Annotated in this window: 29 protein-coding genes; 7 read left to right on the top strand and 22 right to left on the bottom strand. The window is 72.4% G+C overall.

The features are described from left to right. Nucleotides 1-10 precede the first annotated feature (10 nt). The 3 genes from fabI to K6T13_RS08750 all read right to left on the bottom strand — a co-directional run bounded on the left by fabI (nucleotide 11) and on the right by K6T13_RS08750 (nucleotide 1,784). Nucleotides 11-781: an enoyl-ACP reductase FabI gene (gene fabI, locus K6T13_RS08760; RefSeq protein ID WP_222894217.1), complete on the bottom strand. Its 771-nt coding sequence runs from the start codon at nucleotides 779-781 to the stop codon at nucleotides 11-13. 4 nt (nucleotides 782-785) lie between these two features. Next, nucleotides 786-1,502 (bottom strand): beta-ketoacyl-ACP reductase, encoded by a 717-nt coding sequence (locus tag K6T13_RS08755; protein ID WP_222894216.1) that lies wholly within the window; start codon nucleotides 1,500-1,502, stop codon nucleotides 786-788. A 69-nt stretch (nucleotides 1,503-1,571) separates the two neighbouring features. Further along, a complete protein-coding gene (locus tag K6T13_RS08750) occupies nucleotides 1,572-1,784 on the bottom strand; it encodes a dodecin (protein WP_222894215.1) in 213 nt (70 codons plus the stop codon). A gap of 64 nt (nucleotides 1,785-1,848) precedes the next feature. On the opposite strand from K6T13_RS08750, the gene K6T13_RS08745 reads away from it, so the two are divergent. Continuing rightward, entirely contained in the window at nucleotides 1,849-2,166 is a 318-nt protein-coding gene (locus K6T13_RS08745) for a DUF3099 domain-containing protein (RefSeq protein ID WP_249423684.1), read from the top strand. Between the two features lie 154 nt (nucleotides 2,167-2,320). Continuing rightward, on the top strand, nucleotides 2,321-2,548 hold the full coding sequence (locus K6T13_RS08740) for a hypothetical protein (RefSeq protein ID WP_222894214.1): 228 nt from the start codon (nucleotides 2,321-2,323) through the stop codon (nucleotides 2,546-2,548). Here the strand turns inward: K6T13_RS08740 and moaA are convergent. Then, entirely contained in the window at nucleotides 2,545-3,534 is a 990-nt protein-coding gene (gene moaA / locus K6T13_RS08735) for a GTP 3',8-cyclase MoaA (protein ID WP_222898220.1), read from the bottom strand. The two genes, K6T13_RS08740 and moaA, sit on opposite strands and share 4 nt — an antisense overlap. 75 nt (nucleotides 3,535-3,609) lie before the next feature. Here moaA and K6T13_RS08730 point away from each other — a divergent pair, with 75 nt between their 5' ends. After that, complete coding sequence (locus K6T13_RS08730; RefSeq protein WP_222894213.1) at nucleotides 3,610-4,401, top strand: SURF1 family cytochrome oxidase biogenesis protein; 792 nt, start codon at nucleotides 3,610-3,612, stop codon at nucleotides 4,399-4,401. Here K6T13_RS08730 and K6T13_RS08725 read toward each other — a convergent pair. The 4 genes from K6T13_RS08725 to K6T13_RS08710 are packed head-to-tail and all read right to left on the bottom strand — an operon-like array spanning nucleotide 4,345 to nucleotide 9,428. After that, a complete protein-coding gene (locus K6T13_RS08725) occupies nucleotides 4,345-5,103 on the bottom strand; it encodes an SDR family oxidoreductase (RefSeq protein ID WP_222894212.1) in 759 nt (252 codons plus the stop codon). The genes K6T13_RS08730 and K6T13_RS08725 overlap by 57 nt on opposite strands. 11 nt (nucleotides 5,104-5,114) lie before the next feature. Continuing rightward, nucleotides 5,115-6,992, bottom strand: a complete 1,878-nt coding sequence (locus K6T13_RS08720; protein ID WP_222894211.1) for an ABC transporter ATP-binding protein — start codon at nucleotides 6,990-6,992, stop codon at nucleotides 5,115-5,117. A 23-nt stretch (nucleotides 6,993-7,015) separates the two neighbouring features. Beyond that, nucleotides 7,016-7,804 (bottom strand): enoyl-CoA hydratase/isomerase family protein, encoded by a 789-nt coding sequence (locus K6T13_RS08715; RefSeq protein WP_222894210.1) that lies wholly within the window; start codon nucleotides 7,802-7,804, stop codon nucleotides 7,016-7,018. 25 nt (nucleotides 7,805-7,829) lie between these two features. Then, on the bottom strand, nucleotides 7,830-9,428 hold the full coding sequence (locus K6T13_RS08710; RefSeq protein WP_222894209.1) for an ABC-F family ATP-binding cassette domain-containing protein: 1,599 nt from the start codon (nucleotides 9,426-9,428) through the stop codon (nucleotides 7,830-7,832). A gap of 70 nt (nucleotides 9,429-9,498) precedes the next feature. Here K6T13_RS08710 and ypfJ point away from each other — a divergent pair, with 70 nt between their 5' ends. Beyond that, nucleotides 9,499-10,446, top strand: coding sequence for a KPN_02809 family neutral zinc metallopeptidase (ypfJ, locus tag K6T13_RS08705; RefSeq protein WP_222894208.1), 948 nt, complete (start codon nucleotides 9,499-9,501; stop codon nucleotides 10,444-10,446). A gap of 136 nt (nucleotides 10,447-10,582) precedes the next feature. Here the strand turns inward: ypfJ and K6T13_RS08700 are convergent, their stop codons facing one another. Genes K6T13_RS08700 through K6T13_RS08680 form a run of 5 tightly spaced genes read right to left on the bottom strand, consistent with a single transcriptional unit; the run spans nucleotide 10,583 to nucleotide 16,058 of the window. Continuing rightward, complete coding sequence (locus K6T13_RS08700) at nucleotides 10,583-11,239, bottom strand: potassium channel family protein (RefSeq protein ID WP_249423683.1); 657 nt, start codon at nucleotides 11,237-11,239, stop codon at nucleotides 10,583-10,585. Between the two features lie 22 nt (nucleotides 11,240-11,261). Then, on the bottom strand, nucleotides 11,262-12,620 hold the full coding sequence (locus tag K6T13_RS08695; protein ID WP_222894206.1) for a TrkH family potassium uptake protein: 1,359 nt from the start codon (nucleotides 12,618-12,620) through the stop codon (nucleotides 11,262-11,264). 27 nt (nucleotides 12,621-12,647) lie between these two features. Further along, nucleotides 12,648-13,553, bottom strand: coding sequence for a phosphotransferase (locus K6T13_RS08690; protein ID WP_222894205.1), 906 nt, complete (start codon nucleotides 13,551-13,553; stop codon nucleotides 12,648-12,650). 10 nt (nucleotides 13,554-13,563) lie between these two features. Then, entirely contained in the window at nucleotides 13,564-15,135 is a 1,572-nt protein-coding gene (locus K6T13_RS08685) for an ABC transporter permease (RefSeq protein WP_222894204.1), read from the bottom strand. Continuing rightward, entirely contained in the window at nucleotides 15,132-16,058 is a 927-nt protein-coding gene (locus K6T13_RS08680; protein WP_222894203.1) for an ABC transporter ATP-binding protein, read from the bottom strand. The genes K6T13_RS08685 and K6T13_RS08680 overlap by 4 nt, the downstream gene beginning before the upstream one ends. A 48-nt stretch (nucleotides 16,059-16,106) precedes the next feature. Here K6T13_RS08680 and K6T13_RS08675 point away from each other — a divergent pair, with 48 nt between their 5' ends. Then, a complete protein-coding gene (locus tag K6T13_RS08675; RefSeq protein ID WP_249423682.1) occupies nucleotides 16,107-17,462 on the top strand; it encodes a serine hydrolase domain-containing protein in 1,356 nt (451 codons plus the stop codon). Between the two features lie 100 nt (nucleotides 17,463-17,562). On the opposite strand, the gene K6T13_RS08670 is transcribed toward K6T13_RS08675, so the two are convergent. Beyond that, entirely contained in the window at nucleotides 17,563-18,171 is a 609-nt protein-coding gene (locus tag K6T13_RS08670) for an acVLRF1 family peptidyl-tRNA hydrolase (RefSeq protein WP_222894202.1), read from the bottom strand. A 77-nt stretch (nucleotides 18,172-18,248) separates the two neighbouring features. Here K6T13_RS08670 and K6T13_RS08665 point away from each other — a divergent pair, with 77 nt between their 5' ends. Together K6T13_RS08665 and K6T13_RS08660 are read left to right on the top strand one after the other, a co-directional pair. Continuing rightward, entirely contained in the window at nucleotides 18,249-18,794 is a 546-nt protein-coding gene (locus K6T13_RS08665) for an RNA polymerase sigma factor (protein WP_222894201.1), read from the top strand. Then, the gene (locus K6T13_RS08660; RefSeq protein WP_222894200.1) at nucleotides 18,791-19,810 is read left to right on the top strand and encodes a hypothetical protein; all 1,020 of its coding nucleotides are present in this window, start codon (nucleotides 18,791-18,793) and stop codon (nucleotides 19,808-19,810) included. Before K6T13_RS08665 ends, K6T13_RS08660 begins: the two co-directional genes overlap by 4 nt. A gap of 92 nt (nucleotides 19,811-19,902) precedes the next feature. Here K6T13_RS08660 and K6T13_RS08655 read toward each other — a convergent pair whose 3' ends face one another. The 8 genes from K6T13_RS08655 to sufD form a co-directional block, all read right to left on the bottom strand. Next, nucleotides 19,903-20,409 (bottom strand): ASCH domain-containing protein, encoded by a 507-nt coding sequence (locus K6T13_RS08655; RefSeq protein WP_222894199.1) that lies wholly within the window; start codon nucleotides 20,407-20,409, stop codon nucleotides 19,903-19,905. A gap of 87 nt (nucleotides 20,410-20,496) precedes the next feature. Further along, on the bottom strand, nucleotides 20,497-21,150 hold the full coding sequence (locus K6T13_RS08650) for an NADPH-dependent F420 reductase (protein ID WP_222894198.1): 654 nt from the start codon (nucleotides 21,148-21,150) through the stop codon (nucleotides 20,497-20,499). A gap of 135 nt (nucleotides 21,151-21,285) precedes the next feature. Further along, nucleotides 21,286-21,663, bottom strand: coding sequence for a metal-sulfur cluster assembly factor (locus K6T13_RS08645; RefSeq protein ID WP_222894197.1), 378 nt, complete (start codon nucleotides 21,661-21,663; stop codon nucleotides 21,286-21,288). Next, entirely contained in the window at nucleotides 21,660-22,109 is a 450-nt protein-coding gene (gene sufU / locus K6T13_RS08640) for a Fe-S cluster assembly sulfur transfer protein SufU (RefSeq protein WP_222894196.1), read from the bottom strand. The genes K6T13_RS08645 and sufU overlap by 4 nt, the downstream gene beginning before the upstream one ends. 4 nt (nucleotides 22,110-22,113) lie before the next feature. Then, nucleotides 22,114-23,373: a cysteine desulfurase gene (locus K6T13_RS08635; RefSeq protein WP_222894195.1), complete on the bottom strand. Its 1,260-nt coding sequence runs from the start codon at nucleotides 23,371-23,373 to the stop codon at nucleotides 22,114-22,116. A gap of 55 nt (nucleotides 23,374-23,428) precedes the next feature. Beyond that, nucleotides 23,429-24,193, bottom strand: coding sequence for a Fe-S cluster assembly ATPase SufC (gene sufC / locus K6T13_RS08630; protein WP_222894194.1), 765 nt, complete (start codon nucleotides 24,191-24,193; stop codon nucleotides 23,429-23,431). Next, entirely contained in the window at nucleotides 24,190-24,525 is a 336-nt protein-coding gene (locus tag K6T13_RS08625; protein ID WP_222894193.1) for a non-heme iron oxygenase ferredoxin subunit, read from the bottom strand. Before K6T13_RS08625 ends, sufC begins: the two co-directional genes overlap by 4 nt. Beyond that, on the bottom strand, nucleotides 24,525-25,694 hold the full coding sequence (gene sufD / locus K6T13_RS08620; protein WP_249423681.1) for a Fe-S cluster assembly protein SufD: 1,170 nt from the start codon (nucleotides 25,692-25,694) through the stop codon (nucleotides 24,525-24,527). The genes K6T13_RS08625 and sufD overlap by 1 nt, the downstream gene beginning before the upstream one ends. Between the last annotated feature and the right edge of the window lie 133 nt (nucleotides 25,695-25,827).

The following is a 25,827-nucleotide window of genomic DNA, read 5'->3' as shown; positions in this document are numbered from 1 at the left end:
CTCCGCGGGGTCAGGCCCCCATCGCGTGGAAGCCGCCGTCGACGTGGACGATCTCGCCGGTGGTCGCGGGGAAGAAGTCCGACAGCAGCGCGCAGACCGCCCGCGCTGTGGGCAGGTGGTCGGTCTCGTCCCACCCCAGGGGAGCCCGGTCCTTCCACAACGACTCGAGGCCCTCGAAGCCGGGGATCGCCTTCGCCGCGAGCGTCTTGAGCGGCCCGGCTGAGACGAGGTTGCAGCGGATGCCCTCCGGCCCCAGGTCACGGGCGAGGTAGCGCGAGGTCGACTCGAGCCCGGCCTTCGCCACACCCATCCAGTCGTAGGCGGGCCAGGCCTGGGTGGCGTCGAAGGTCATGCCGACGATCGAGCCGCCGCCGCTCATCAGCGGCCGGCAGGCGACCGCCAGCGCCTTGAGGGAGTACGCCGAGACCTGGACGGCCTGGGCCACGTCGGGCCACGGCCCGTCGAGGAACTTGCCGCCGAGCAGCGTCTCCGGGTTGCCGTAGGCGATCGAGTGGACCACTCCGTCGAGTCCGTCGACGTGCTCCCGCACGGCCGCCTCGAGCCCGGCGAGGTGGTCGTCGTCGGTGACGTCCAGCTCGAGCACCGGCGGTTCGACGGGCAGTCGCTTGGCGATGCGGCGGGTGATGCCGAGGGCACGCCCGAAGTTGGAGATGAGGACCGTCGCCCCCTGCTCCTGGGCGACCCGCGCCACCGCGAAGCCGATCGAGGTGTCCATGGTCACGCCCGCGACCAGGATCTTCTTGCCGTCGAGGATTCCCATCAGTTCAGTGCCCCATTCCGAGTCCGCCGTCGACCGGGATCACGGCTCCGGTCACGTAGCCGCCACCTTCGCCGGTCAGCCACAGCACCGCTGACGCGACCTCCTCCGGGGTGCCGTAGCGCCCCAGCGGGACCTGTCCCTTGATGGTCTCCTTCTGCTCCTCGGTCAGCACCGCGGTCATGTCGGTGTCGACGAACCCGGGCGCGACGACGTTGGCGGTGATCGAGCGGGAACCGAGCTCCCGGCTCAGGGAGCGCGCCATGCCGACCAGCCCCGCCTTGGACGCCGCGTAGTTGACCTGGCCGGCCGAGCCCAGCAGACCCACGACCGAGGAGATGAACACGATCCGGCCGCGCCGCTGCCGCAGCATCCCCTTCGCCGCTCGCTTGGCCAGCCGGAAGGAGGCGGTGAGGTTGGTGTCGATCACGCGCGCCCAGTCGTCCTCGCTCATCCGGAGGAGCAGCGTGTCGGCGGTGACTCCCGCGTTGGCGACCAGCACCTCCACCGGGCCGTGCGCCTCCTCGACCTCGCCGTAGGCCGCGTCGACCGCGGCGGCGTCGGTGATGTCGCAGGTGAGGTCGAGCGCGCCCTCGGGCGCCCCTCCGCTGCGACTGGTCACGGCGACCCGGTCGCCGTTCGCGAGGAACGCCTCGGCGATGGCGCGGCCGATGCCGCGGTTGCCGCCGGTGACGAGGACCGATCTGGGTTCGCTCTGGCTCACGGTCCTAGACGCTAGTGATTACCGGGGGGTATCCCGAACCAGGCGTCGCCGGGCGTCGGGGCGCGTGGCTCAGTCGTCCTCGAGCCGGAAGCCGACCTTCATGCCGACCTGGAAGTGCTCCACCTGGCCGTCCTTGACCTGGCCGCGCACCTGGGTGACCTCGAACCAGTCGAGGTGGCGCAGGGTGCGGCCGGCGCGGTCGATGCCGTTGCGGATCGCCTGGTCCACCCCCTCGGGAGACGTGCCGACGATCTCGGTGACGCGATAGGTGCGGTTCGACATGGTGGCTCCTCCGGCTCCCGCGGCTCTCTGGGGTTGTCGATGGTAGCGACGTACGATCGAGTGCGTGCCCCGTGACCCCGACCCCGTGCGCATCACGACGGCTGCGACCAGCCGGCAGGCCGACATCTCTGCCCGCCAGCGGCGCTACGTGGTGTCGATGGGGATCCGGACCGTGTGCTTCGTCGCGGCGATCGCCGTCGGCCCGGGCTGGCTCCGGTGGGTGCTGGTGGCGGCGGCCGTCCTGCTGCCCTACGTCGCCGTCGTCATGGCCAACGCCGCCTCCAGCCGCAGCGACGACTTCGCGCTGATGGGCGCGGGGCCCGCGCACCCGCAGCTCGACGCTCCGGACGGGTCGGGCAGGACCGGCCGGGACTCCGGTTGACGCAGCCCTCGCCGAGCGTCAGACTCCCCTCCGAACTGTGTCTCCCCCGTCGCAGTTCACCTGTGGTGCCGGCCGCCCGAGGTGGCCGGCACCACGCTCGTCCGGACCCGCGTCCCGGCTCTCGTGCGACCACCGGCCGTGCGACCATGACCCGGTGACCGAGAAGGAGCAGCCCACGTGCAGCGCCCGCGGCTGCGCCACCCCGGCGGTGTGGGCGCTGCGGTGGAACAACCCCCGCCTGCACACCCCCGAACGGCGCAAGACGTGGCTGGCCTGCGACGAGCACCGCGGGTCCTTGTCGGACTTCCTGGGCGCACGGAACTTCCTGCGTGACGTCGTGCCGGTCACCGACGTCACGGCGGGCGACGACGGCTCGGGCTAGCCGCCGATGGCCGACATCGGCCGGTCCGGCTGCAGGAACGACGGGTCGTCGATCCCGTGACCCGGACGCTTGCCCAGCATCGCCACGACCCACCGCTGCGCGATCTCCTCGTCGGTGGCGTCCGATCGCAGCGCGGTGCGCAGGTCGGACTCCTGGCGGGCGAAGAGGCAGTTGCGGACCTGACCGTCGGCCGTGAGCCGTACGCGGTCGCAGTCGCCGCAGAACGGGCGCGTCACCGAGGCGATGATGCCCACCGTCGCGGGACCGCCGTCGACCTCGAACAGCTCGGCCGGAGCGCTTCCGCGCGGCTCGACCGCGGGGGTGAGCGCGAAGCGTGCCTGCAGCATCTCGAGGATCTCCTCGGCCGTGACCATCTGCGCGCGGCTCCAGTCGTGCTGGGCGTCCAGCGGCATCTGCTCGATGAACCGCAGGTGGTAGCCGTGGTCGATGGCCCACGCGAGCAGCTCGGGCGCCTGGTCGTCGTTGATCCCACGGAGCAGCACCGCGTTGATCTTGACGGGCGTCAGCCCCGCGTCGCGGGCGGCCTCGAGCCCGGCGAGCACGTCGGTCAGGCGGTCCCGTCGGGTGATCGTGTTGAAGCTGTCGTCGCGGATCGTGTCGAGGCTGACGTTGACGCGGTCGAGTCCCGCAGCGGCGAGCGCCGGGGCGGTGTGCCTGAGGCCGAGGGCGTTGGTGGTCAGGCTGATCCCGAGTCCGGCGTCGAGCTCCCGCGTCCGTCGGACGATGTCGACCAGGCCGCGGCGTACGAGCGGCTCGCCGCCGGTGAAGCGGACATCCCGGATGCCGAGGCGCTCGACGCCGATCCGGATCAACCGGACCACCTCGTCGTCGGTGAGCACGTCCTCGCCCGGCAGCCAGTCGAGCCCTTCCGCCGGCATGCAGTAGGAGCAGCGCAGGTTGCACCGGTCGGTCAACGACACGCGGAGGTCGGTCGCGACACGGCCGTAGCGGTCAGCCAGCGGGATCTGTCTCACCCCGCCGAGTCTAGGGTGCCGACACCGCCGACCGAAGAGCTGCGGCCCGCCGGATAGCCTCGCGGCGTGCGGTCATGGCGCTTCCTGGTGAGTCGGCGGTGGGTGGGGTTCGCCCTCGTCGTGGCCCTCCTCGCCGCAGGTGCCTGGTGGCTCGGCGAGTGGCAGTTCTCGCGTTTGGAGGAGCGGCAGCTGCGCAACGACGTCATCCAGCGCAACGAGGCCGCGCCGCCTGCCCCCGTCGCCGAGGTCGTGCCTGCCGACGGCGAGCTGGACGCCGAGGACGAGTGGCGGACCGTGACCGCGACCGGTACCTACGCCGCTGAGGAGACCGTCATCGTCCGCTACCGGACCCGGGACGGGGCGTCCGGTGTCGAGGTGGTCGTGCCCCTGGTGCTCGACGACGGCACTGCGGTCCTCGTGGACCGTGGCTGGCTCGCGACCGACAACCGCGCAGCCACTCCCGACATCGCACCGCGGCCCCCCGCCGGCGAGGTCTCGATCACGGGCTGGGCGCGCCGCGACTCCTCCGGTGAGAGCACCGTCGTGTCCGACCGGTCCACCCGGGCCATCTCGAGCGAGGCGATCGGGGAGGCGCTGGATCGCGACGTCCTCGACGGTTTCGTGGCACTCCGCACCGAGGACCCGGCACCCGACGAGGACCTGGCCCGCACCGAGCTGCCGGAGCTCGACGACGGCCCGCACTTCTTCTACGGCCTGCAGTGGTGGTTCTTCGGGCTCCTCGCCCTCTTCGGCTTCGGCTACCTGGCGTGGGACGAGCGCCGAGGTCCCCGGACACGCCGCTCACAGCGCGCGGAGCATGCCCCCGTCGACCGGGAGCATCACGCCGCTCACGAATGAGGCCGCCGGCGAGAGCAGGAACGCCGCCGTGCGCCCGAACTCCTCCGGCTCGCCGTAGCGGCCCAGGGGGATGCCGGCGATCGAGGCCTCGCGGGCCGCGTCGGGGTCGCCCGTGGCCGCATCGAGCTCCGCGACACGCTCGGTGCCGATGCGGCCCGGCAGCAGCCCGTTGACCCGGATCCCCCGCGGTCCGAGCTCGTCGGCCAGCGTCTTGGCGACCATCGCCAGTCCGGGGCGCAGCCCGTTGGAGACGGCCATGTTCGGCAGCGGGGCCCGCACGCTCGACGACAGCACCAGCGCCAGCGAACCCCCGTGCAGCAGCTCCTGACCGACCTCCCGCGCGATCCGCACCGCCCCGAGGAACACCGACGAGAACGCGGAGGTCCACTCGTCGTCCGTGACCCCGGTGACCGGTCCCACGGGCGGGCCACCGACCGACACGAGCGCGCCGTCGACGCGACCCCAGGTGTCCCGCGCGGCGGAGATGAGGCGTCGCGGTGTGTCCGGATCGGCGTTGTCGGCGACCAGGCTCACGGCGTTCTCCTCGCCGAGCTCGGCGACGGCCGCAGTCAGGGTCTCGTCGGTGCGTCCGGAGATCACCACCCGCGCCCCCTCGGCGACCAGGGCGTCGGCTGTCGCCCGGCCGAGCCCGCGGGCGGCGCCCGTGAGGATGAACACGCGGTCCGAGAGATCGAGGTCCATGGGCGAGGACTCTAGGCGACCGGGGCGTCCTCGAAGAACTGCGTCCGGTGCAGGTCCGCGTAGAGACCCGGCTGCGCCAACAGCTCGGCGTGCGTGCCCGACTGCACGATCCGGCCACCGTCGAGCACCAGGATCCGGTCGGCGTTGCGCACCGTGGAGAGGCGATGGGCGATCACCAGCGACGTGCGGCCTGCCAGCGCGGCGTCGAGGGCCTCCTTGACGGCGGCCTCGGACTCGGAGTCGAGGTGGGCAGTGGCCTCGTCGAGCACGACGATCGACGGCGCCTTGAGCAGGAGCCGGGCGATGGCCAGGCGTTGCCGCTCGCCGCCGGAGAGCCGGTATCCGCGGTCCCCCACCACCGTGTCGAGCCCGTCGGGAAGGGCGCCCACGAGGTCGGCGATCTGCGCCGCACGCAGGGCCTGCCAGAGGTCGTCCTCGGTGGCGCCGGGGCGGGCGTACTGCAGGTTGGCACGGATGGTGTCGTGGAACATGTGCGCGTCCTGGGTGACGTACCCGACGACCGCCTCCAGCGACTCCAGGGTCACCTCGCGCACGTCGCGGTCACCGACGCGCACGGTCCCGGAGGTGGCGTCGTAGAGCCGGGCGACGAGGTGGGTCACGGTGGTCTTGCCGGCGCCCGAGGGCCCGACGAGGGCCACCATCTCCCCCGGCGCGGCGCGGAAGCTGATGTCGTGGAGCACCTGGCCGGAGTCGCGGGACTCGGCGCGCGCCACCGCCTCCAGGGACGCCAGCGAGACGTCGTCGGCACGGGGGTAGCTGAAGCCGACGTGGTCGAACTCCAACGACGACGCGCTGGCCGGCAGCGGTGTCGCGTCGGACGCCTCGGCGACCATCGCCGGCAGGTCGAGCACCTCGAAGACCCGCTCGAAGCTGACCAGCGCGGTCATCACGTCGATCCGCACGTTGGAGAGGCTCTGCAGCGGTCCGAGCAACCGGACCAGCAGCGTGCCCAGGGCCAGCAGCGTCCCCACGGTCAGGTCACCGTCGATGACCAGGTGGCCGCCGACGCCGTAGACCACCGCGAGGGCCAGCGCGGGAACCGTCAGCACGGCCGCCACGAAAATCCGGGTCAGCAGCGCGATCCGCACGCCCACGTCGCGCACCTGGCCGGCCTTGTCGGCGAAGAGCGCGTCCTCGGTCTCGCGTCGGCCGAAGAGCTTGAGCAGCATCGCGCCGCCCACGTTGAACCGCTCGGTCATGGCGTTGCCCATGTCGGCGTTGCCGTCCATCTGCTCGCGCGTCAGCGCGGCCAGCCGGCCGCTCACCCAGCGCGAGGTGACGAACAGCAACGGGAAGAGCAGCAGGCACAGCAGCGTCACCTGCCAGCTGAGGGCCAGCATGGCGATGCCCACGACCAGCACCGAGATCGCGCTCGAGACGGTGTTGGACAGGGTCGAGGTGAACGCGCGCTGCGCCCCGACGACGTCGTTGTTGAGCCGGGAGACGAGGGCGCCGGTCTGCGTCCGGGTGAAGAACGCCAGCGACTGCCGCTGCACGTGACCGAAGACGCGCGTCCGCAGATCGAAGATGAGGCCCTCGCCGATGCGGGAGGAGAGCAGCCCTCCGACGATCGAGAGCCCGGCACCGACCAGGGCCGTCGCGGCCATCGCCAGCGCCAGCAGGGTGACCAGCCGGGGGTTCCCGCCGAGGATGCCGTCGTCGACGATCCGCTGGACCAGCAGCGGCGTGACCACGACCAGCATCGAGTCGAGCACCGTGATCGCCAGGAACCCGGCGATCATCGGCCGGTGGGGCACGGCGAAGCCGAGCACCCGGCGTACGGTGCCGGGCTCGATCCGCGCCTTGGCCGCCTCCCGGTCCGTGCGCATGTGGCGCCAGGCCGGACCCATGCCCGTCGACAGGGACATGTCCCGCTCCTCCCGCGCGCCTGCTAGCCGCCCGCGAGCCTGGCCAGCTCGCGGAAGCGGCGTACCTGTGCCTCGCGTTCGAACCGTCGCTGCTCGTCGAGGCTGCGACCGCCCGCCGCCAGCAGCAGCGCCTTGGTCTCGGAGACGACGCCGGCCATCGGCGCCGCCAGGGCGCTGGCGAGGTCCGTCACCGTCGCGTCGAGCTCGTCGCCCGGCACGGCCAGCAGTGCCAGCCCGAGGTCGACCGCCTCGGCGGCCGGTACCAGTCGGCCGGTGACGCAGATCTCCAGCGCCCTGGAGTAGCCAACCAGCTCGACCAGCGGCTTTGTTCCCGTGAGGTCGGGCACCAGCCCCAGCGTCGACTCGAGCATGCCGAACGTCGCGTCCTGGGCGACCACGCGGAGGTCACAGGCCAGGGCGAGCTGGAACCCGGCGCCGACGGCGTGACCCCGCACTGCCGCGACGGAGACGAAGCGGGGGTCTCGCAGGAACGTGAACCCGCGCTGGTACTGCTCGATCGTCTCGGCGATCCGGTGGTCCGGCTGCGCCAGGAGGTCGGCGACGGTCTCCTGCCCGTCCCCGCCGCCGGCGGTGAGCATCGCGCGGTCCAGGCCCGAGGAGAACGAGCGACCCTCGCCCCGGACCACCACCACGCGGACGTCGTCGGGGATCTCCTCCCCCAGGGTCGCCAGTGCGCGCCACATCGCCGGGGTCTGCGCGTTGCGCACCTGGGGCCGGTCGAGGGTGATCGTGGCCGTGCTCCCGTCGACCTGGTAGCGCAGTCCGGCCTCCGCGAGCTGTTCGGGTGTCATGGGCGGCATCCTCCCAGCGGCCGCGTCAGGCGAGGGAGACCAGGTCGGCGTAGTCCGCGGACCAGAGGTCCTCGTCGCCGTCGGGCAGGATCAGCACCCGATCCGGCTCCAGCGCCTGGACTGCGCCCTCGTCGTGGGTGACGAGGACGATGGCGCCCTCGTAGGAGCGGATCGCTGCCAGGACCTCCTCACGGGATGCTGGGTCGAGGTTGTTGGTCGGCTCGTCGAGCAGCAGGACGTTGGCCGAGGAGACCACGAGGATGGCGAGGGCCAGCCGGGTCTTCTCCCCGCCGGAGAGCACCTTGGCCGGCTTGTTGGCGTCGTCGCCGGAGAAGAGGAACGACCCGAGCACGGAGCGTGCCTGGGTGTCGGTCAGCTCCGGCGCGGAGGTCCTCAGGTTCTCCAGCACGGTGCGGTCCACGTCGAGCGTCTCGTGCTCCTGGGCGTAGTAGCCGAGCCTCAACCCGTGCCCGGGCCGCACCTCCCCCGTGTCGGGTGCGTCGACCCCGGCGAGGATGCGCAGGAGCGTGGTCTTCCCGGCGCCGTTCAGGCCGAGGATGACCACCCGGCTGCCCCGATCGATCGCGAGGTCGACGTCGGTGAAGACCTCGAGCGACCCGTAGGACTTCGACAGCTCTGCGGCGGTCAGCGGGGTCTTCCCGCACGGGGCCGGTGCCGGGAAGCCGATCCGGGCCACCCTGTCGGCGCGACGCTCCCCCTCGATGCCGGCCATCAGCTTGTCGGCGCGCTTGAGCATCGACTGGGCCGCCTGCGCCTTGGTGGCCTTGGCCCGCATCTTGTTGGCTTGGTCGGTGAGCGCCTTGGCCTTGTTCTCGGCGTTGGCACGCTCGCGCCGGCGCCGCTTCTCGTCGGTCTCCCGCTGCTGGAGGTAGGCGCGCCACCCCATGTTGTAGACGTCGATCTCCGCCCGGTTGGCGTCGAGGTGGAGGACGCGCGTGACGGTGGCCTCGAGCAGGGCGGTGTCGTGGCTGATGACCACGAGTCCTCCCTTGTGGGCGGCGAGGAACTCGCGCAGCCAGACGACGGAGTCGGCGTCGAGGTGGTTGGTCGGCTCGTCGAGCAGCAGGGTCTCGGCTCCGGAGAAGAGGATCCGGGCCAGCTCTACGCGGCGCCGCTGGCCACCGGACAGCGTGCAGAGCGGCTGCTGCAGCAGTCGGTCCTCGATCCCGAGGCTGTGCGCGATCTGGGTGGCCTCCGACTCGGCGGCGTAACCACCCCCGGCGTGCAGCTCGGTGTCGGCACGCGTGTAGCGCCGCATGGCCCGCTCGCGCACCGCGGGGTCGTCGCTGCCCATCTCGGTCTCCGCCTCCCGTAGCCGGCGCACGACGTCGTCGAGCCCCCGGGCGGAGAGGATCCGGTTGAGGGCGAGGACGTCGGGGTCGCCGGTGCGCGGGTCCTGTGGCAGGTAGCCGACCTCGCCGGTGCGCAGCACCTGCCCGGAGGCGGGGAGGGCGTCGCCGGCCAGGATCTTGGTGAGGGTGGTCTTGCCGGCGCCGTTGCGCCCGACCAGCCCGACCTTGTCGCCGGCGGCCACGCGGAAGTCGACGTTCGCCATCAGGAGTCGCGCCCCGGCACGGACTTCGAGGTGCTGGGCGGTGATCATGAGGCTGGCTAGTCTAGGGCGGCGGATCGGGCCGGCAGCGGCCGGACCGCCGATGCCGGAAGGGGCCGCGATGCGCTTCAACCCGAGGGCCCGGCTCGACACCGGCCGGATGCGTGACACCGGCGGCCGCGGCGGCAGTCGCGGCGGCGGTGGCGGCGCCGTCCGCATCCCCGTCCCCACCGGTGCCAAGGCCGGCGGCGGCGCCGTCGGGCTGCTCGTGATCCTGCTCCTCGTCGTCCTCACCCAATGTGTCGGTGGCAGCCGTGGTGGGCTCCCGCTCCCGGACGACCGGCTCGACCTGTCGCGGGTGTCCGGCGCCGACAGCAACCGCTACGCGAACTGCCGGACCGGCGCCGACGCCAACACCGACCGTGACTGCGCCCGGGTCGCCGTGGAGAACTCGCTGACCGACTACTGGAGCGAGCAGCTGCCGGCGTCCGTCGAGTTCCGGCCCGAGGGTGTGATGCAGACCTTCACCGGCTCGGTGAGCACCGGCTGCGGCCAGGCCACCTCCCAGGTGGGGCCCTTCTACTGCCCCGTGGACGAGGGCATCTACCTCGACACCACGTTCTTCCGCGAGGTGCTGGAGCGACAGCTCGGCGGTCCCGGCGGCGATTTCGTCGAGTACTACGTGCTCGCCCACGAGTACGGCCACCACGTGCAGAACCTCCTGGGCACGATGGGCCGGGTGCGGACCCAGCAGGGGCCCACGAGCGACGCCGTCCGGCTCGAGCTGCAGGCGGACTGCTACGCCGGCATGTGGACGCGTAGCGCGACCACCACGGAGGACGCGCGCGGCGAGCCGCTCATCGTCGACCTCACCCAGGCAGACATCGACCAGGCCATCGCCGCGGCCAAGGCGGTCGGTGACGACCGGATCCAGGACCGCACCACCGGTCGGGTCAACCCCGCCGAGTGGACCCACGGCTCCGCGGAGCAGCGCCAGCGCTGGTTCGCGGTCGGTTTCCAGGAGGGGTCGCTGGAGGCCTGTGACACGTTCAGCGCCGCGCAGCTCTGACGTCTGCGCTGCTGCCGTGCTGCGCGCGTGTGGGCCGGGGTGCCACGGCCAGGCTGCGAGCGTGAGTGAGCGCTGGCCAGGCTCTTTCCGTCGGCCGGTGGCGTGGCGTCGCGAGAGGGACCCACCCCGTGCGTGCTCACCGGCGGCGAGGCACCACCGACGCCGACAGCCGGCCGAACGCCTCGACCTGCTCCTTGGTGCCGGCGACGATGAGCTCGTCACCCTCCTTCACCACCGTGTCGGCCGTGGCGTAGCTGAAGTCGCCGTCGCGTCGCTTGATCCCGACGACGGTGACGCCGAACTGGTCGCGGACGCCGTAGCCCGCCAGGGTGCGCCCGACGAGCGGGGTCGGGGCCGGCGTCCGGGCGAAGGCGTAGCCGTGGTCGAGCTCGACGTACTCGGTCATCCCGCCGCGGAGCAGGTGGGCCACCCGCCGCCCCATGTCGTGCTCGGGCCGGACGACGTGGTCGGCGCCGATCTGGGCCAGGATCCGGGCGTGGGCCGAGCTGATCGCCTTGGCCCAGACGGTGCGGACGCCGAGTCCCACGGCGACGGAGGTCGCCAGGATGCTGGACTCGAGGTCGGTGCCGACGCCGACGACCACGGTGTCGAAGTCCGCGACGCCCAGCTCGCGCATCGCGTCCTCGTCGGTGACGTCGGCCTCCACGACGTGGGTCAGGCGACCGGCCAGCGACTGCACGGCGCGTGCATCGGCGTCGACGCCCAGCACCTCGACGCCCTCGCCCATGAGCTCGAGGGCGAGGGACCGCCCGAAGCGGCCGAGCCCCAGCACGGCGACGGCGCTGCTCTCTCTCCTAGCCAATGATCGGACGTCCTTCCGGGAGTCGGTGCAGGTGGCCGCGCTCACGCATCGCGAGCGCGGAGACCAGGGTGATCGGCCCGAGCCGACCGAGGAACATGAGACCGACGAGGACCAGCTGCGCGCTGGTCGGGAGGGCGGCGGTGATGCCGGTGGACAGGCCGACGGTGCCGAAGGCGGAGGCCGCCTCGAACAGCACCGGCCCGGTCTCGAGGTCGGTCAGCACCAGCAGGACGAACGTGGCCCCGACGACAGCCGCGACGCCGAGCAGGGCCACCGCCAGCGCCTGCCGCACGGCACGGTCCCCGATGCGGCGCTGGAACGCCTCCACGTCGCGCTCGCCGCGCACCTCGGCGTAGATGGCGAAGAAGAGCAGGACGAAGGTCGTCACCTTGATGCCACCGGCGGTGCCAGCGGAACCGCCGCCGATGAACATCAGCACGACCGTGCCGAGCAGGGTGCCCTCCTCCATCGCCGCCACGTCGAGGCTGTTGAAGCCCGCGGTGCGGGGCATCACGCCGTGGAAGAACCCGGCCAGGAAGCGCGCAGAGGGCTCCAGCCCCCCGAGCGTGCCCGGGTTGTCCCACTCGTTCGCCGTCACCAGGACCGCTCCGGCGAGGAAGAGCCCCGTCGTGGCGATCAGGGTGATCCTCGTGTGGATGCTCCACGGCCCCCGACGACGACGGGCGAGCTCGAGCCAGACCGGGAAGCCCAGCCCACCCGCGATGACGGCCCCCGCGATGGGCAGGCAGATCCACGGGTCGGAGGCGAAGCGGACCAGGCTGTCCGGGTAGAGCGCGAAGCCGGCGTTGTTGAACGCCGACACGGCGTGGAAGCCGCCGAGGTACCCGGCGCGGCCCCAGGGCAGGTCGTAGGCGAGCGCGAACCGCAGGGTGAGGGCAGCGGCGGTGACCAGCTCGAAGGCCACGCTGATGAGGACGACGCCCTTGACGACCGTGCCGACCTCCCCAAGGCCCAGGCTCTTGGTCTCCGTCGCCGCCGTCATCCGGGAGCGCAGGCCGAGCCGCCGCCACACGAGGAGGCCCAGCAGGGTGGCGAAGGTCATGATGCCGAAGCCGCCCACCTGGATGAGGGCGAGGATGACCACCTCGCCGAAGTCCGACCAGTAGGACGCGGTGTCGACCACCACCAGCCCGGTGACGCACACGGCGCTGGTCGAGGTGAACAGGGCCGCGGTGAGCGGCGCAGACCGGCCGTCGGCGCTGGCGACCGGGAGCATCAGCAGCAGGGTGCCCAGGACGATGACCAGGGCGAAGGCGAGGACCACGGCCTGGGCGGGATTGCGGAGCCAGGTCGACCGCGGCGGCCGCCCGCCGGCCGCGGACTCGTGCACGCGCCGAGAGTAGCCCCTGCCGACGGCTCAGGAGGCGAGCAGTGCCTCGATCTGGGGGTACTGCCGCTGCAGCGTGCGCAGGTGGGGCGCCACCGCCGGGTGCCGGAACTTGCTGGCTAGCGCCCCCTCGCCGGCCGCCACGCGCTCGAGGGCCCACTCGGCACGGCTCAGCGCGGAGTAGACGGCGGCGACCTGGGCACCCAGCCTCACCTGCTCCGGGCTCGCCAGGCCCTCCGGCAACCCCATGCCGTAGGCGTCGAGCAGCGGCTCGAAGTCCTCGCGGGCCGCCAGCGAGTAGAGGCCCAGGTCGGCGCCGACCGGGCCCACACCCAGGGTCGCCCAGTCGATGGCGACGACGTGGTCGCCCGCGCGTCCCGGCAGGTTGGTGGGGGTGGCGTCACCGTGCTGGGCGACCTGGGGCAGCTCCGCGACCCGGTCGAGCAGCGTCGTACGGCGCTGCCAGAGGTGGTCGGCCACGTCGGCCACGGCGGTGCGGGCCAGCGTCGGCCAACCCCCACGGCGCTCGACCTGGGCGAGGCGGTCCGCCAGCTGGTTGCGGGCGAGGAACCGTGGGCGGGCGGTCAGGCTGCCGGTGAAGCGGCCCAGTGACATGGCGACGAAGAGGCCGCTGTTGGCGTCGTCCTCGACCCACTCGCGGGTGATGGTGATGCCGTCGTCGTCCTCCTCGACGGCGGCGACCACGGAGCGGAGTCCGCTGGTGGCCGAGACCAGGCCGGTCTCGAGGACGTCGGCCTCGCGGCGCCAGTAGGCGAAGTGCGCCGGCTCCGAGAAGGCGCCCGGGTCGTGCGGGGCCGGGCGGGCGAGCCGCTTGACGACCACGGGCTGGTCGCCGAGGGCCGCCCGCCAGACACCCACGGTCGACGGCCCGGTCCCGCCGGGCAGCGGATGCCAGTCCGGCTCCGGCTCCCACATGACGGCGACGCTAGCCGACGTCGCGCCTCGCGAAGCCGAACCAGCCCGCGACACCCATGAGCGCCGCCGCCGCCAGCACGGCCGCGAAGGCCACGGCGTCGAACTCGGCGACCGGCTGGAGGGCGAGGTGCTCGAACGGCGAGACGTCGCGGAGCCAGTCCGGGAACCGCAGGACCTCTCCGAGCAGCAGCACCACGGCCACGAAGGCGAGACCGAGCCATCCGGCGGTCGCGAGCCGGGGCCGGATGCCGTAGAGCAGGCGGGTGAGACCCGCCAGGGCCAGCACCGCGGGCAACCACGCCGACGTCTGCCAGGTGAAGCGCCACGGCGCGCCTGCGTCCCCCGTGACCAGGCCGTAGCCCACACCCATCCCGAGACCGCCCGCGGCCACCACGAGGACCGAGCCGACCACGGTGACCGCCACGTGGCTGAGCAGCCAGCGGATGCGGGAGACGCCCGTCGCCAGCAGCGGCTCGAGCCGGCCAGACTCCTCCTCGGCGCGGGCCCGCAGCACCGAGGCGATCGCGAAGGCGCTGGAGATCATCGCGATCATCACCATCGCGATGGCCTGGAACCCCGCGACGAGGTCCACTCCCCCGGCAGCGAACATCTCCCGGGCCGCCTCGTTGTCCCCGACCAGGTCGCCCGCGCCGTCACCGATCGATCCGTAGGACAGGCCCACGAAGGCCATGCCCAGCATCCAGCCGACGACGCTGCCGCGCTGCAGCCGCCACGCGAGGCCGAGCGGGGTGCCGAGGGCAGGGGTCGCCCGGTCCGGGCCGGGGCGGGCCGCGAGCACGCCGGAACCGATGTCGCGGCGCTCGAAGACGGCGTACGCCGCGAGCAGCACGAGCACCGCCAGCGCGACGAGCAGCAGCGCCGGCCACCAGCGGAGTCCCGAGAAGGCGTACATGCGCTGGTACCAGCCGATCGGGCTGAGCCACGACAACGTCTCGTTGCCGACGTCGCCGACGGCCCGGAGGGCGTAGGACCCGGCCAGGACCGCCCCGGTGATGCCGTACACGGAGCGGGTCGACGCCGTCAGCTGGGCGGCCAGCAGCGAGACCCCGGCGAACGCCATCCCGAAGAGCCCGACCCCCACGCCGAGCGCCACGGAGTCGGCCACCGCGAGCGGGACGGAGATCAGGCTCACGGCGATGAGGCCGCCGAACAGGAGGTTCGCGATCCCGGCCACGGCGAGGGCGGCCGTGAGGGGTGCGCGGCGGCCGATCGCCCCCGAGCGCAGCAGCTCGTCGCGGCCGCTCTCCTCCTCGGCACGGGTGTGGCGCCCGATGATGAACATGGTCATCAGGCCGGCGACGACGGCGCCGAACGCCGTGGCCTGCCACGTCACCTGGCCGCCGATGGTGTTGAGGGCCCGCGCCGGTCCCGCCATGGCGATGAACGCCGGGTTCGACTCCATGGCGAGGGCAGCCCGGTCGAACTCGGCCTGCGTGGCGTAGAGCCCCTCGATGCTGACGGCCTGGCTCCAGTAGAGGAGCATCCCGCCCAGCGGCCACCACACCAGCAGCCACCGGTCACGTCGCAGGAACGACCGCAGCAGGATCCCGACCCCGGTCACCGACCCGCCGCCTCGCTGTCCTGCTCCGGCTCCGCCTCGATCCGGTCGCCGTAGTGCCGCATGAACAGCTCCTCCAGGGTCGGGGGCTGGCTGGTCAGCGACACCACTCCGGCCGCCTGCAGCGTGTCGAGGACCGGGTCGAGCGAGGTGGTGTCGACCTGGAGCCGGACCCGGGTCCCGTCCACCTCGACGTCGTGGACGCCGGGCAGCGAGGCCAGCCCGTCGGGCGGACGGCGCAGCTCGGCGGCGATCGAGGTGCGGGTGAGGTGGCGCAGCTCGGCGAGCGTCCCGGACTCGACGCAGTGCCCGTTGCGGATGATGCTCACCCGGTCGCAGAGGGCCTCGACCTCGGCCAGGATGTGGCTGCTCAGCAGCACCGCGTGACCCTGCTCGCGGAACGTGCCGACGTACTCCCGGAACACCGCGTCCTTGAGCGGGTCGAGCCCGGAGGTGGGCTCGTCGAGGAGCAGCAGCTCGACGTCGGAGGCCAGCGCGGCCACCAGGGCGACCTTCTGCCGGTTGCCCTTGGAGTAGCTGCGACCCTTCTTGGTGGGGTCGAGGTCGAAGCGCTCGATGAGCTCGTCACGGCGACGCCCGTCGAGGCCTCCCCGCATCCGGCCCAGCAGGTCGATCGCCTGACCGCCGGTGAGGTTGGGCCACAGGCTGACGTCGCCAGGCACGTAGGCGAGCCGCCGGTGCAGCTCCGCCGCGTCCCGCCAGGGATCGCCGCCGAAGAGGCGCACCGAGCCGGCGTCCTTCCGGAGCAGCCCGAGCAGGACCCGGATCGTCGTGGACTTCCCCGCCCCGTTGGGGCCGAGGAACCCGTGCACCTCTCCCGCCACGACCCGCAGGTCGAGACGGTCGAGCGCCAGGGTCGGGCCGAAGCTCTTGCTGAGTCCCTCGATCTCGATGGGAGCCGTCACGCCTCCACCCTACGAGCGCGGGCGCCCCCGCTCGACTAGCGTCGCCGCGTGACCACGACACTCCTCCCCACCACGAGCCGCGACCTGCGACGCCGCGCCCTGCGCCACCAACGCGAGGGACGCGTCCCCGGCCTCTACGCAGGGGTGCACCGCAGGGGTGAGCTGCTGTGGGGCGACGGGGTCGGGGTGAAGGACGTGGAGACGCCGGTACCACCGGGTGCTGACGACCAGTTCCTGGTCGCCTCCAACACCAAGACCTTCACGGCCGTCATGGTGATGCAGCTGCGCGACGAGGGGCGGCTCGACCTCGACGACCGCATCGGAGCGCACCTGCCCGAGGTCCGGCAGCCGGTGACGGTGCGCCAGGGGCTGGCCCACCTGTCGGGCCTGCAGCGCGAGCCGGTGGGTGAGGTCTGGGAGACCCTGGCCGAACCCGACGTCGAGGAGCTGCTGGCGGGGTTCGCCGAGGCGGAGCAGATCGGCCGGCCCCACGACCGGTGGCACTACTCCAACATCGTCTACGCCGTGCTCGGCCAGCTCGTGGCCCGGCTGGACGGCCGCACCTGGGCGGGCAGCCTGCAGGCGCGGTTGCTGGATCCGCTGGAGCTGCGGCGTACGTCGCCGGGGTTCGACGGCGGGCCACGGGCGACGGGCTACTACGTCGCGCCCTACGACGACGTGCCGCGTCCCGAGCCGGTGATCGGGTCCTCGGCCCTCGACCCGTGCGGCGGGCTGGCGAGCACGGCCGACGACCTCGTGCGGTGGTCGTCCTTCGTGGCCGACCCCGACCCGGGCGTGCTGTCCCCCGACACCCTCGAGGAGATGTGCCAGCCGCAGGCGATGCGGGACCTCGAGGGGTGGACCGCGGCCATGGGTCTCGGCTTCTTCCTGCACCGCTCCCCCGGCGGGCGGACCTGGGTCGGTCACACCGGCGGCATGCCCGGCCACATCACCGGGGTCTTCACCCACCGCGAGTCCGGGACCGGCGCCGTGGTGCTGATGAACTCGACCTCGGCGCCGGATCCCGCGGGCTTCGCGATCGCCCTCGGGGAGCACGTGGTCGAGCACGACCCGGCCGAGCCCGAGCCGTGGCGCCCAGGCACCGTGGTCCCGGAGGAGCTGGCCGGGCTGCGTGGCGTGTGGTTCAGCGAGGGGGCGCCCTTCATCTTCTCGGTGGTCGAGGGACACCTCGAGGCCCGAGAGCCCGGCCAGCCGAGCGAGCAGCCGTCGTCGGTGTTCGAGCAGGTGGACGACGACGTCTACCGGACCGTCCGCGGCCGCGAGCGCGGCGAGCTGCTGCGGGTCACCCGCGACGACGACGGCGTCCCGGTGCGCCTCCACTGGGCCACCTACCTGGCCACCCGCGAACCCCTCGCCTTCGGGGAGCAACCCACCACCCGCTGACCCGTCACTCCGGCTGGTTCGCACAACGCCGAGCCGTCACTCCGGCTCGTTCACCACCCGCCGACCCGTCACTCCCGCCGGTTCGGACCCGGGTGACCCGTCAGCCGGACGGCGCGTTGTGGACGTCGACCTCGATCGCCGCGGCGTCCACCACTGCCCGGTCCAGCACGGCGCGGCGGGGGTCCGGGACGGCGAGCCACCGCTCGACGACGACCAACGAGTCCAGCCGGTCATCGGCCAGGACTTCCGCGACAGCGGCACGGTCACCGCCGGTCACGACCGGACCGGCGCGGAGGATGCGGGCGGCGTGATCAGCCGCCGCCGCGTACGCCGCGCGCGCCTGGTTGTCGCGGCGGCGGGCGAACCGCTGCTGGCTCTGGCCCCCTGCCTTGGTGCGCCCCTGGACGTGCCGCTGGCCGATCTTGTGCTCGGCGAGGTCGGTGCCGGCCAGCCGGGCCACGGCGAAGCCGCCCTTGCGCACGAGCAGCACCCCCCAGACCGCGGGTGGCCGGGCCGCCACCGAGAACTCCGCGGGGTCGGCGGCCCCGGCGTACGCGAGGTCGAACGGCAGCCGGGCAGTGAAGACCGACCCGTCGGGGGCGGTGCCGTGCAGCCGGTCGTCGGCGCGGAGGTCGACACCGCCGTGGCGGTCCGCGAAGTTCCCGACCCACCGCTCCCACCGGCCCGGGGCCACCAGTACGAGCGCCACGTCAGTCCCTGTCCATGGCGCGACTCTACGTCCACGCGTCCCCCAGGACGGGGCGCGACCGGCGCATCATGAACCCGATGGAACCCGGGAGGCAGCTGCCGCGTGTCAGTGCTGTGGACAGCGACGAGATGGCCGCGCTGGCACGGCTCTACGAGCGTGTCTGCCCGCGGCTGGTCTCCGCGCTGACCGCGATCGGCGGCAACCGCGCCGATGCCGAGGAGGTCGCGCAAGAGGCGTTCGTGACCATGGTCGAGAGGTGGCCGCAGGTGAGTCAGTACGACGACCCGGAGGGTTGGCTCCGCACGGTCGCCGTCCGCCGCTTGGTCAGTCGGTTCCGGCGCCGGGAAGTCGCGCGCCGAGGTCTGCAGCGGCTCCGGGCGGCCCCGCCCACCCAATCGGCCGGCCCGGTTGCTGACGGCATCGACCTGGACCGGGCACTCGCACGGCTCCCCATCTCCCAGCGGGCGGCGGTCGTGCTCCACCACGGGCTCGATCTGCCGGTGTCGGAGGTGGCGGCCCTGCTCGATGTCCCCGTCGGGACGGTCAAGTCGCGGCTGCAGCGCGCCCGGCTCGCCCTCGCCGACCTCCTCGGAGACGCCGGGACAACCACGAGGACGACATGACGGACTTCGACGAGGCGCTTCGGCGCCGCATGGAGAGCGACGCCCAAGCCCCCGTGCCGCCGTTCGGTGACGTCGTGGCCCGGGTCCGCCGGCGGCGCACCGCGCGTCGTGCCGGCGTGGGGGTGGCCGCCGCCCTCGCAGCCGCAGTTGCTGCCGTCGCCCTGGTGGTGTTCGACACGCCTTCGCAGCGGGCTGTCGACCCTGCCGCACCTCCAGCGACCGTTCCCTCCGACCAGGAGCCTGGCCGCTCGGACATCCGCGACGAGGCGCCCCCCTGGGACGGCGAGGGCGGCCTGCCCGTGTTCCTGCAGCTCGACAGCAAGCAGGTCCGCCTGGACCCGTGGACGTACTGCCGTCCCGACATCTGCGCCGACGGGATGCCCCAGCCGCCGTACGTCGACGCAGGCGATCGCGACGTCGTGGCGTTCGCCGTGCCGCGTACCGGCTGGTCGTTCACCGCCACTGTGGTGCCCCTCACCGACGCCCGGTGCGGACGCCGGATCACCATGCCCGTCGAGCGGACCGGTCGCCACACGTTCGCCGTGCCGCGGATCGGCCCTCCCGACACCTACCGCGTCGACCTGTTCGGAAGAGGGCCCGAGGGCGGCTCCTCAACGAGCTTCAGATGGACCACCGACGAACCGGGACTGATGCCGGAGCCGACGGCCATGGTGAGTGGTGTGTACGGCGGGATCGAGCTCAGCATCCGCGGCCTTCCGGACGTCGACCGCGCCACGGCAACCGTCACCGCCATGGCCGAGGGCGGGACCCGCAGCTTCGGTCCGCTCACACCCGAGGCCGCGGGCTGCCGCCCGCCGGGCGACCTCTTCTTCGACGTCGACAACCCACCCGGGGAGCTGCAGCGGAAACGTCCGCCGGTGACCTACGAGGTGGAGCTGGTTCTGGACGGCAGGACGTACCGCGGGATCTCGCGGTGGCCCACCGACGAGATGAGGGGTGAGGCGCCGTTCTCCCTGGTGACCTTCCAGCCACCGCTGCCCACGTGGGGTGGGTGAGCCCTCAGCCGGTCAGTACCGCGGAGTTCCCCGCCCACCGCTCCACCGAGAGGTGGCACGAGGACCGCCGGCAGGGCCGGAACGCCAGAGGCTCAGGCCTGGTAGAGGACCCGGAAGCGCTCCAGCACGACCGGCATGTCGGAGGTGAACCCCCGGTCGTGGGCGGCGTGCTCGGTGAAGAACCGCTGGTGGACCTCCCGCCAGTGGCGCAAGGTCTTGTCACCCTCCCCCTCGAGCCGCGCGTGCTCCTCGTCGACCTCGTCGAAGGGAACCACCGTCACGTCGGTGGTCTCGATCAGCGCGTGCGGGTGGCCGGCGCCGTCGAGCACGATGCTGAGGGTGCCCGCCTGCGGCAGCTCCTCGTCATCGGCCTCGTAGTCCCACAGGGCCGACGCCGTTGCCGTCTTCTCCCCGGCGAGCACCAGGCTCAGCAGCTCGTCGGCCTGCTCCGGCGTCGCCCCGAACGACCACGCCGGCGGCGGCACGACCTCGAGCGTGGTCGGGCCGAAGTACGTCGGGGCGGCGTTCAACTTCGCGTGGAACCGCGCGAGGTTCCAGAACGCGTCGACGTCGGTCGGCGGCGTGGGGTCGGTGGCCATGGCGGTCACGCTACGCCAACGTGCGTCGTCTCCGTCCGCAGGCAGCCGCGGCAGCGAGGGGGTCTGGGAGACGGTCGGCGAGCCCCTTCAGGTGGTCGGCCGCGAGCCCGGCGTGGCCGGCGGCGTGCCGGTGTCGGCGATCAGCTCGCGGGCCTCGGCGAGGGTCAGGTCGTTGTTGTAGATTGCCGCGCCCGGCTGCTGGAGGTGGCCGTCGTCCAGCCCCCCGAGGTCCAGGGGGGCGAACCCCAGGTCGCGCACGAGCTCGGCGACCACGGCCTTCGCCTCCTCGTCGTCGCCGACGAGGGGGATGACCCGTCGATCTGCCTCAGCCCGGGACCGGTCGCCCTGCGCGGCGAGGTGCCCGGACCAGATGGTGTTGAACGCCTTGACGACCCGTGCGCCCGGCACGCGGTCGGCGACCCACCGCGCGTGGGTGCGGCCGTCCAGGTCGATCTCGCCGTCGCGGTCGGGGTAGTAGTTCGAGGCCGACACGAGGATGCGGCCGTCCAGGGCGTCGGCGGGGAGATCGCGCACGGCGGCGAAGGGCACGGCCTCGATGACGAGGTCGGCGGCCGCTGCCTCCGCGACGGAGCCGGCCTCGAGCCGTTCCACACCGTCGACCCGCTCGCGCAGGCTGTCGGGCCCGCGACTGTTGGCGAGCGTCGCGGTGTGCCCCGCGGCCGTGACGAGCCGCGACAGCGTCCCGCCGATGTTGCCCGACCCGATGATCCCGATGTGCATGGCCGCACAACCGCCGGCCAGCGCCACCCATTCCCGTCGGCCGCCGGCTGGGCGGCCGGGTGGCCGCCAGCCAGAGTCATCCCCTGAGCTCGCGGCCCCCGTCACGGGGCACGGCTGAGCCGGTCCCCCAGCGGCTCAGACGTTGAAGCCCAGCGCGCGCAGCTGCTCGCGACCGTCGTCGGTGATCTTGTCGGGGCCCCACGGCGGCATCCAGACCCAGTTGATGAGGACGTCGCTGACCAGACCCTCCAGGGCGGACCGGGTCTGGTCCTGGATGACGTCGGTGAGCGGGCAGGCTGCCGAGGTCAGCGTCATGTCGAGGACGCAGTTGTGGTCCTCGTCGAGGTGGACGCCGTAGACCAGGCCGAGGTCGACGACGTTGATGCCGAGCTCGGGGTCGACGACGTCCTTCATCGCCTCGGTGACGTCGTCCTCGGTCACGGTCGTGGTGCCGCCTCCGGCGGCCGCCTCGGGGACGTCGGGCAGGTCGTCGTGAGCGGGGTTGGTGGTCATGCCTTCTCCTCCAGGACTTGGCTCGTCGCGTCCTTCCAGGCCATCCAGGCCAGCAGGGCGCACTTCACGCGGGCGGGGAACTTGGCGACGCCGGCGAAGGCGACGCCGTCCTCCAGCACCTCCTCGTCGGGCTCGACCTGACCCTTGCCCTGCATCAGGGCCAGGAACTCCTCGTGCACCTGCATCGCGTCCTCGACGCTCCGGCCGATCACCAGGTCGGTCATCACCGAGGCGGCGGCCTGTGAGATCGAGCAGCCGATGGCGTCGTAGGAGACGTCCTCGACGGTGCCGTCGCTGAGGTGCACCCGCAGCGTCACCTCGTCGCCGCACGTGGGGTTGACGTGGTGGACCTCCGCCTCGAAGGGCTCACGGAGCCCCTTGTGGTGGGGGTTCTTGTAGTGGTCGAGGATGATCTCCTGGTACAGCGAGTCGAGCTCTGCGCTCATGGGCTCATCCCACCTCGAAGTAGTCGCGGGTGTACAGCAGGCCGTCGACGAGCGCGTCGATCTCGCCGGGTGTGGTGTAGAGGTAGGACGACATCCGGGTCGAGCTCTGCACCCCGAACCGCGCGTGCGCCGGCTTGGCGCAGTGGTGCCCCGCCCGGACGGCCACACCGCGGGTGTCGAGCACCGTCGCCACGTCGTGCGGGTGGATCCCGTCGAGCTCGAAGCTGATCGCTCCCCCGCGCTCCGCGGCGTCGCGCGGCCCCAGCACGGTCAGCCCCGGGACCGTCTCCAGCCCCGCCAGGGCGTAGCCGGTGATCGCCTGCTCATGGGCGTGGATGGCCTCCATCCCCACGTGGCCGAGGTAGTCGAGGGCGGCGCCCAGGCCCACGGCCTCGACGATCGGCGGGGTCCCGGCCTCGAACTTGTGCGGGAGGCCGGCGTACGTCGAGCGCGCCATCGTGACGGTCTCGATCATCTCGCCGCCACCCAGGAAGGGCGGCAGCGCATCGAGCACCTCGCGACGACCCCAGAGCACACCGATGCCCGTCGGTCCGACGGCCTTGTGCCCGGTGAAGACCAGCAGGTCGGCGCCGCACTGGGTCACGTCGACCGGCAGCTGCGGCACGGCCTGGGAGGCGTCGACCACCACCAGGGCCCCGACCTCGTGGGCGCGCCGGGCGATCTCGGCGACGGGGTTGATCGTGCCGAGCATGTTGGACACCCAGGTCAGGGCGACCACCTTGGTGCGCTCGGTGATGAGGTCGTCGATGTCCGAGAGGTCGAGCCGGCCCTCGTCGGTGAGGCCGAACCACCGCAGCGTCGCGCCGGTCCGCTGCGTGAGCAGCTGCCACGGCACGATGTTGGAGTGGTGCTCCATCTCGGTGATGACGACCTCGTCGCCCTCGCCGACCTGGTGCTCACCCCGCCACGCCAGTGTGTTGGCGACCAGGTTGAGCGCCTCGGAGGCGTTCTTGGTGAAGACCACCTCGTCGCGCGACGGCGCCGCGATGAAGCCGGCCACCACGTCGCGCGCGTGCTCGAACGCCGCGGTCGACTCCGCGCCGAGCTGGTGCATGGCGCGGGCGATGTTGGCGTTGTGCCGCTCGAGGTGGTCGACCATGGTGTCGATCACCACCTGCGGCTTCTGCGAGGTGTTGGCGCTGTCGAGGTAGACCAGCGGCTGCCCGTTCGCGAGCGTGCGCGACAGGATCGGGAAGTCCTTGCGCAGGACCTCTAGATCGGAGAGCAGTCCGGGGACGGTCATCAGCTTCCTTTCAGCGCCGGTGGTGTCGTGGCTCGGGCCCGAGGGCCCTCGCGCCTCAACCTCCGACGGCAGCCTTCTGGTACTTGTCGTAGCCCTCGGCCTCGAGCTGGTCGGCCAGCTCCGGTCCGCCCTCGTCGGCGATCCGGCCGGCGACGAAGACGTGCACGAAGTCGGGCTTGATGTAGCGCAGGATGCGCGTGTAGTGCGTGATCAGCAGGACGGCCTTGTCCCCGTCCTCGGCGAAGCGGTTGACGCCCTCCGAGACGACCTTGAGCGCGTCGATGTCGAGGCCGGAGTCGGTCTCGTCGAGCACCGCGACCTTGGGGTCGAGCAGCTCGAGCTGGGCGATCTCGTGGCGCTTTTTCTCACCGCCGGAGAAGCCCTCGTTGACGTTGCGCTGCGAGAACGTCGGGTCGAGCCCCGCCGCCTCCATCGCGGTGTTGACGTCCTTGACCCAGTGACGCAGCTTGGGCGCCTCGCCGTCGATCGCGGTCTTGGCGGTCCGCAGGAAGTTGGCGACCGAGACGCCCGGGACCTCCACGGGGTACTGCATCGCGAGGAACAGCCCGGCGCGGGCGCGCTCGTCGACGCTCATCTCCAGCACGTCCTCGCCGTCGAGGGTGACGCTGCCGGAGGTGATGTCGTACTTCGGGTGGCCGGCGATCGAGTAGGCCAGCGTCGACTTGCCGGACCCGTTGGGGCCCATGATCGCGTGGACCTCACCGGACCGGATGGTCAGGGTGACGCCCCTGAGGATCTCCTTGGGGCCGTCCTCGGTCTCGACGCTGACGTGCAGGTCCTTGATCTCAAGTGTGCTCACTGGGGGGTCACTCCGTTCAGGGTGGTCTCGGTGTCGACGTACACGTCCGTGCCGCGTACCTCGACGGGGAAGATGGCGACCGGCTCGGTCGCGGGCAGGTGGGTGGGCTTGCCGGTGCGCAGGTCGAAGCACGACCCGTGCAGCCAGCACTCGACGGTCCCGTCGGCGACCTCGCCCTCGCTCAGCGCGACGGCCGCGTGCGAGCAGGTGTTCTCGATGGCGAACACCTCGTCGCCGTCACGGGCCACGGCCACGTCGTATCGGCCGAGGGTGACCGCCAGCGCGGCCTCCTCGGTCACGTCGGCGAGTGCGCAGGCCTTCTCGAACGCCATCAGAGCTCCTTGCCGGAGACGTTCTTGGCGAGCTCGGCCTCGACGATCGCGTAGAGCTTCTCCTCGATGGCGGGTACGCCGACCTTGCGGATCAGGTCGTTGAAGAAGCCGTGCACGACCAGTCGGCGCGCCTCCTTCTCCTCGATGCCGCGGGACCGGAGGTAGAACAGCTGCTCGTCGTCGAAGCGACCGGTGGCCGAGGCGTGCCCCGCACCATCGATCTCGCCGGTCTCGATCTCCAGGTTGGGGATGGAGTCGGCCTGGCAGCCGTCGGTGAGGACGAGGTTGCGGTTCTCCTCGTAGGTGTCGATGCCCTCGGCGACCTTGCGGATCAGCACGTTGCCGACCCACACGGTGTGCGCCCGCTCCCCCTGCAGGGCCCCCTTGTAGCTGACGTGGCTGCGGGTTTTGGGGGCCGTGTGGTCGGCGAAGAGCCGGTGCTCGATGTGCTGGCCGGCGTCGGCGAAGTAGAGGCCGAGCAGCTCGGCGTCTCCACCGGGGCCGGCGTACTCGACGTTGGCGTGCATCCGGACCAGGTCGCCGCCGAAGGACAGGGCGGCATGCTTGACGCGCGCGTCACGGCCGACCCGGATGGAGTCGCGCCCGAGGTGGACGGCGTCGTCGTCCCAGTCCTGCACCGTCACCATCGTGAGGTCGGCGCCGTCGCCGACGACGACCGAGGTGATGGCGGAGTAGCGCGCCGAGCCGGTGTGCTCGAGCACGACCGTCGCGCGGGCGTGGGTGCCGACGCGGACCACCAGGCGGTCCCACACGAGAGCGTCGGCGTCGTCGCCGTGGAGCCGGACCAGGACCGGCTCGTCGGAGTCGAAGTCGGCCGGCACGTCGATGACCCGGCACCCGGCGGACCGGGCGACGGAGAGCGCCGCGGGCAGCTCGTTGGGAGGCAGCTCGCCGAGCTCACGCGCCTCGGCGTCCGAGACCGTGCGGACGGTCACCCCCTCGGGCATGCTCGTCTCCCACGACAGCGTCGCGGAGGACGCCTCACCGTCGAGGATCCCGCGCAGCCGCTTGAGCGGCGTGAAGCGCCAGGTCTCCTCCCGCCCGGTCGGCACCGGGTGGTCGGCGAGGTCGTAGGACGCCGGGGGGTTGAGGTGGCTCTCGACGCGCTCGACCTCGAGCGTGTCTCGAACTGAGTCAGTCAGTGTCACTACTTCTCTTTCCGGGTCGTTCGGGGGTTTCTGAGCCCTCATGCCAGCTCAGCCGTGCGACGACGAGCCGCCAGGCGAGGAGGAGGGCGCGGCCTTCTGTGCCATGGGCGAGCGAAGCGAGCCGGGGAGCCGG

It is taken from the genome of Nocardioides coralli, assembly GCF_019880385.1.
Lineage (GTDB): Bacteria > Actinomycetota > Actinomycetes > Propionibacteriales > Nocardioidaceae > Nocardioides > Nocardioides coralli.
Note: the sequence above shows the minus strand (reverse complement) of the source record. Positions and strands in the feature narration are given on the sequence as shown.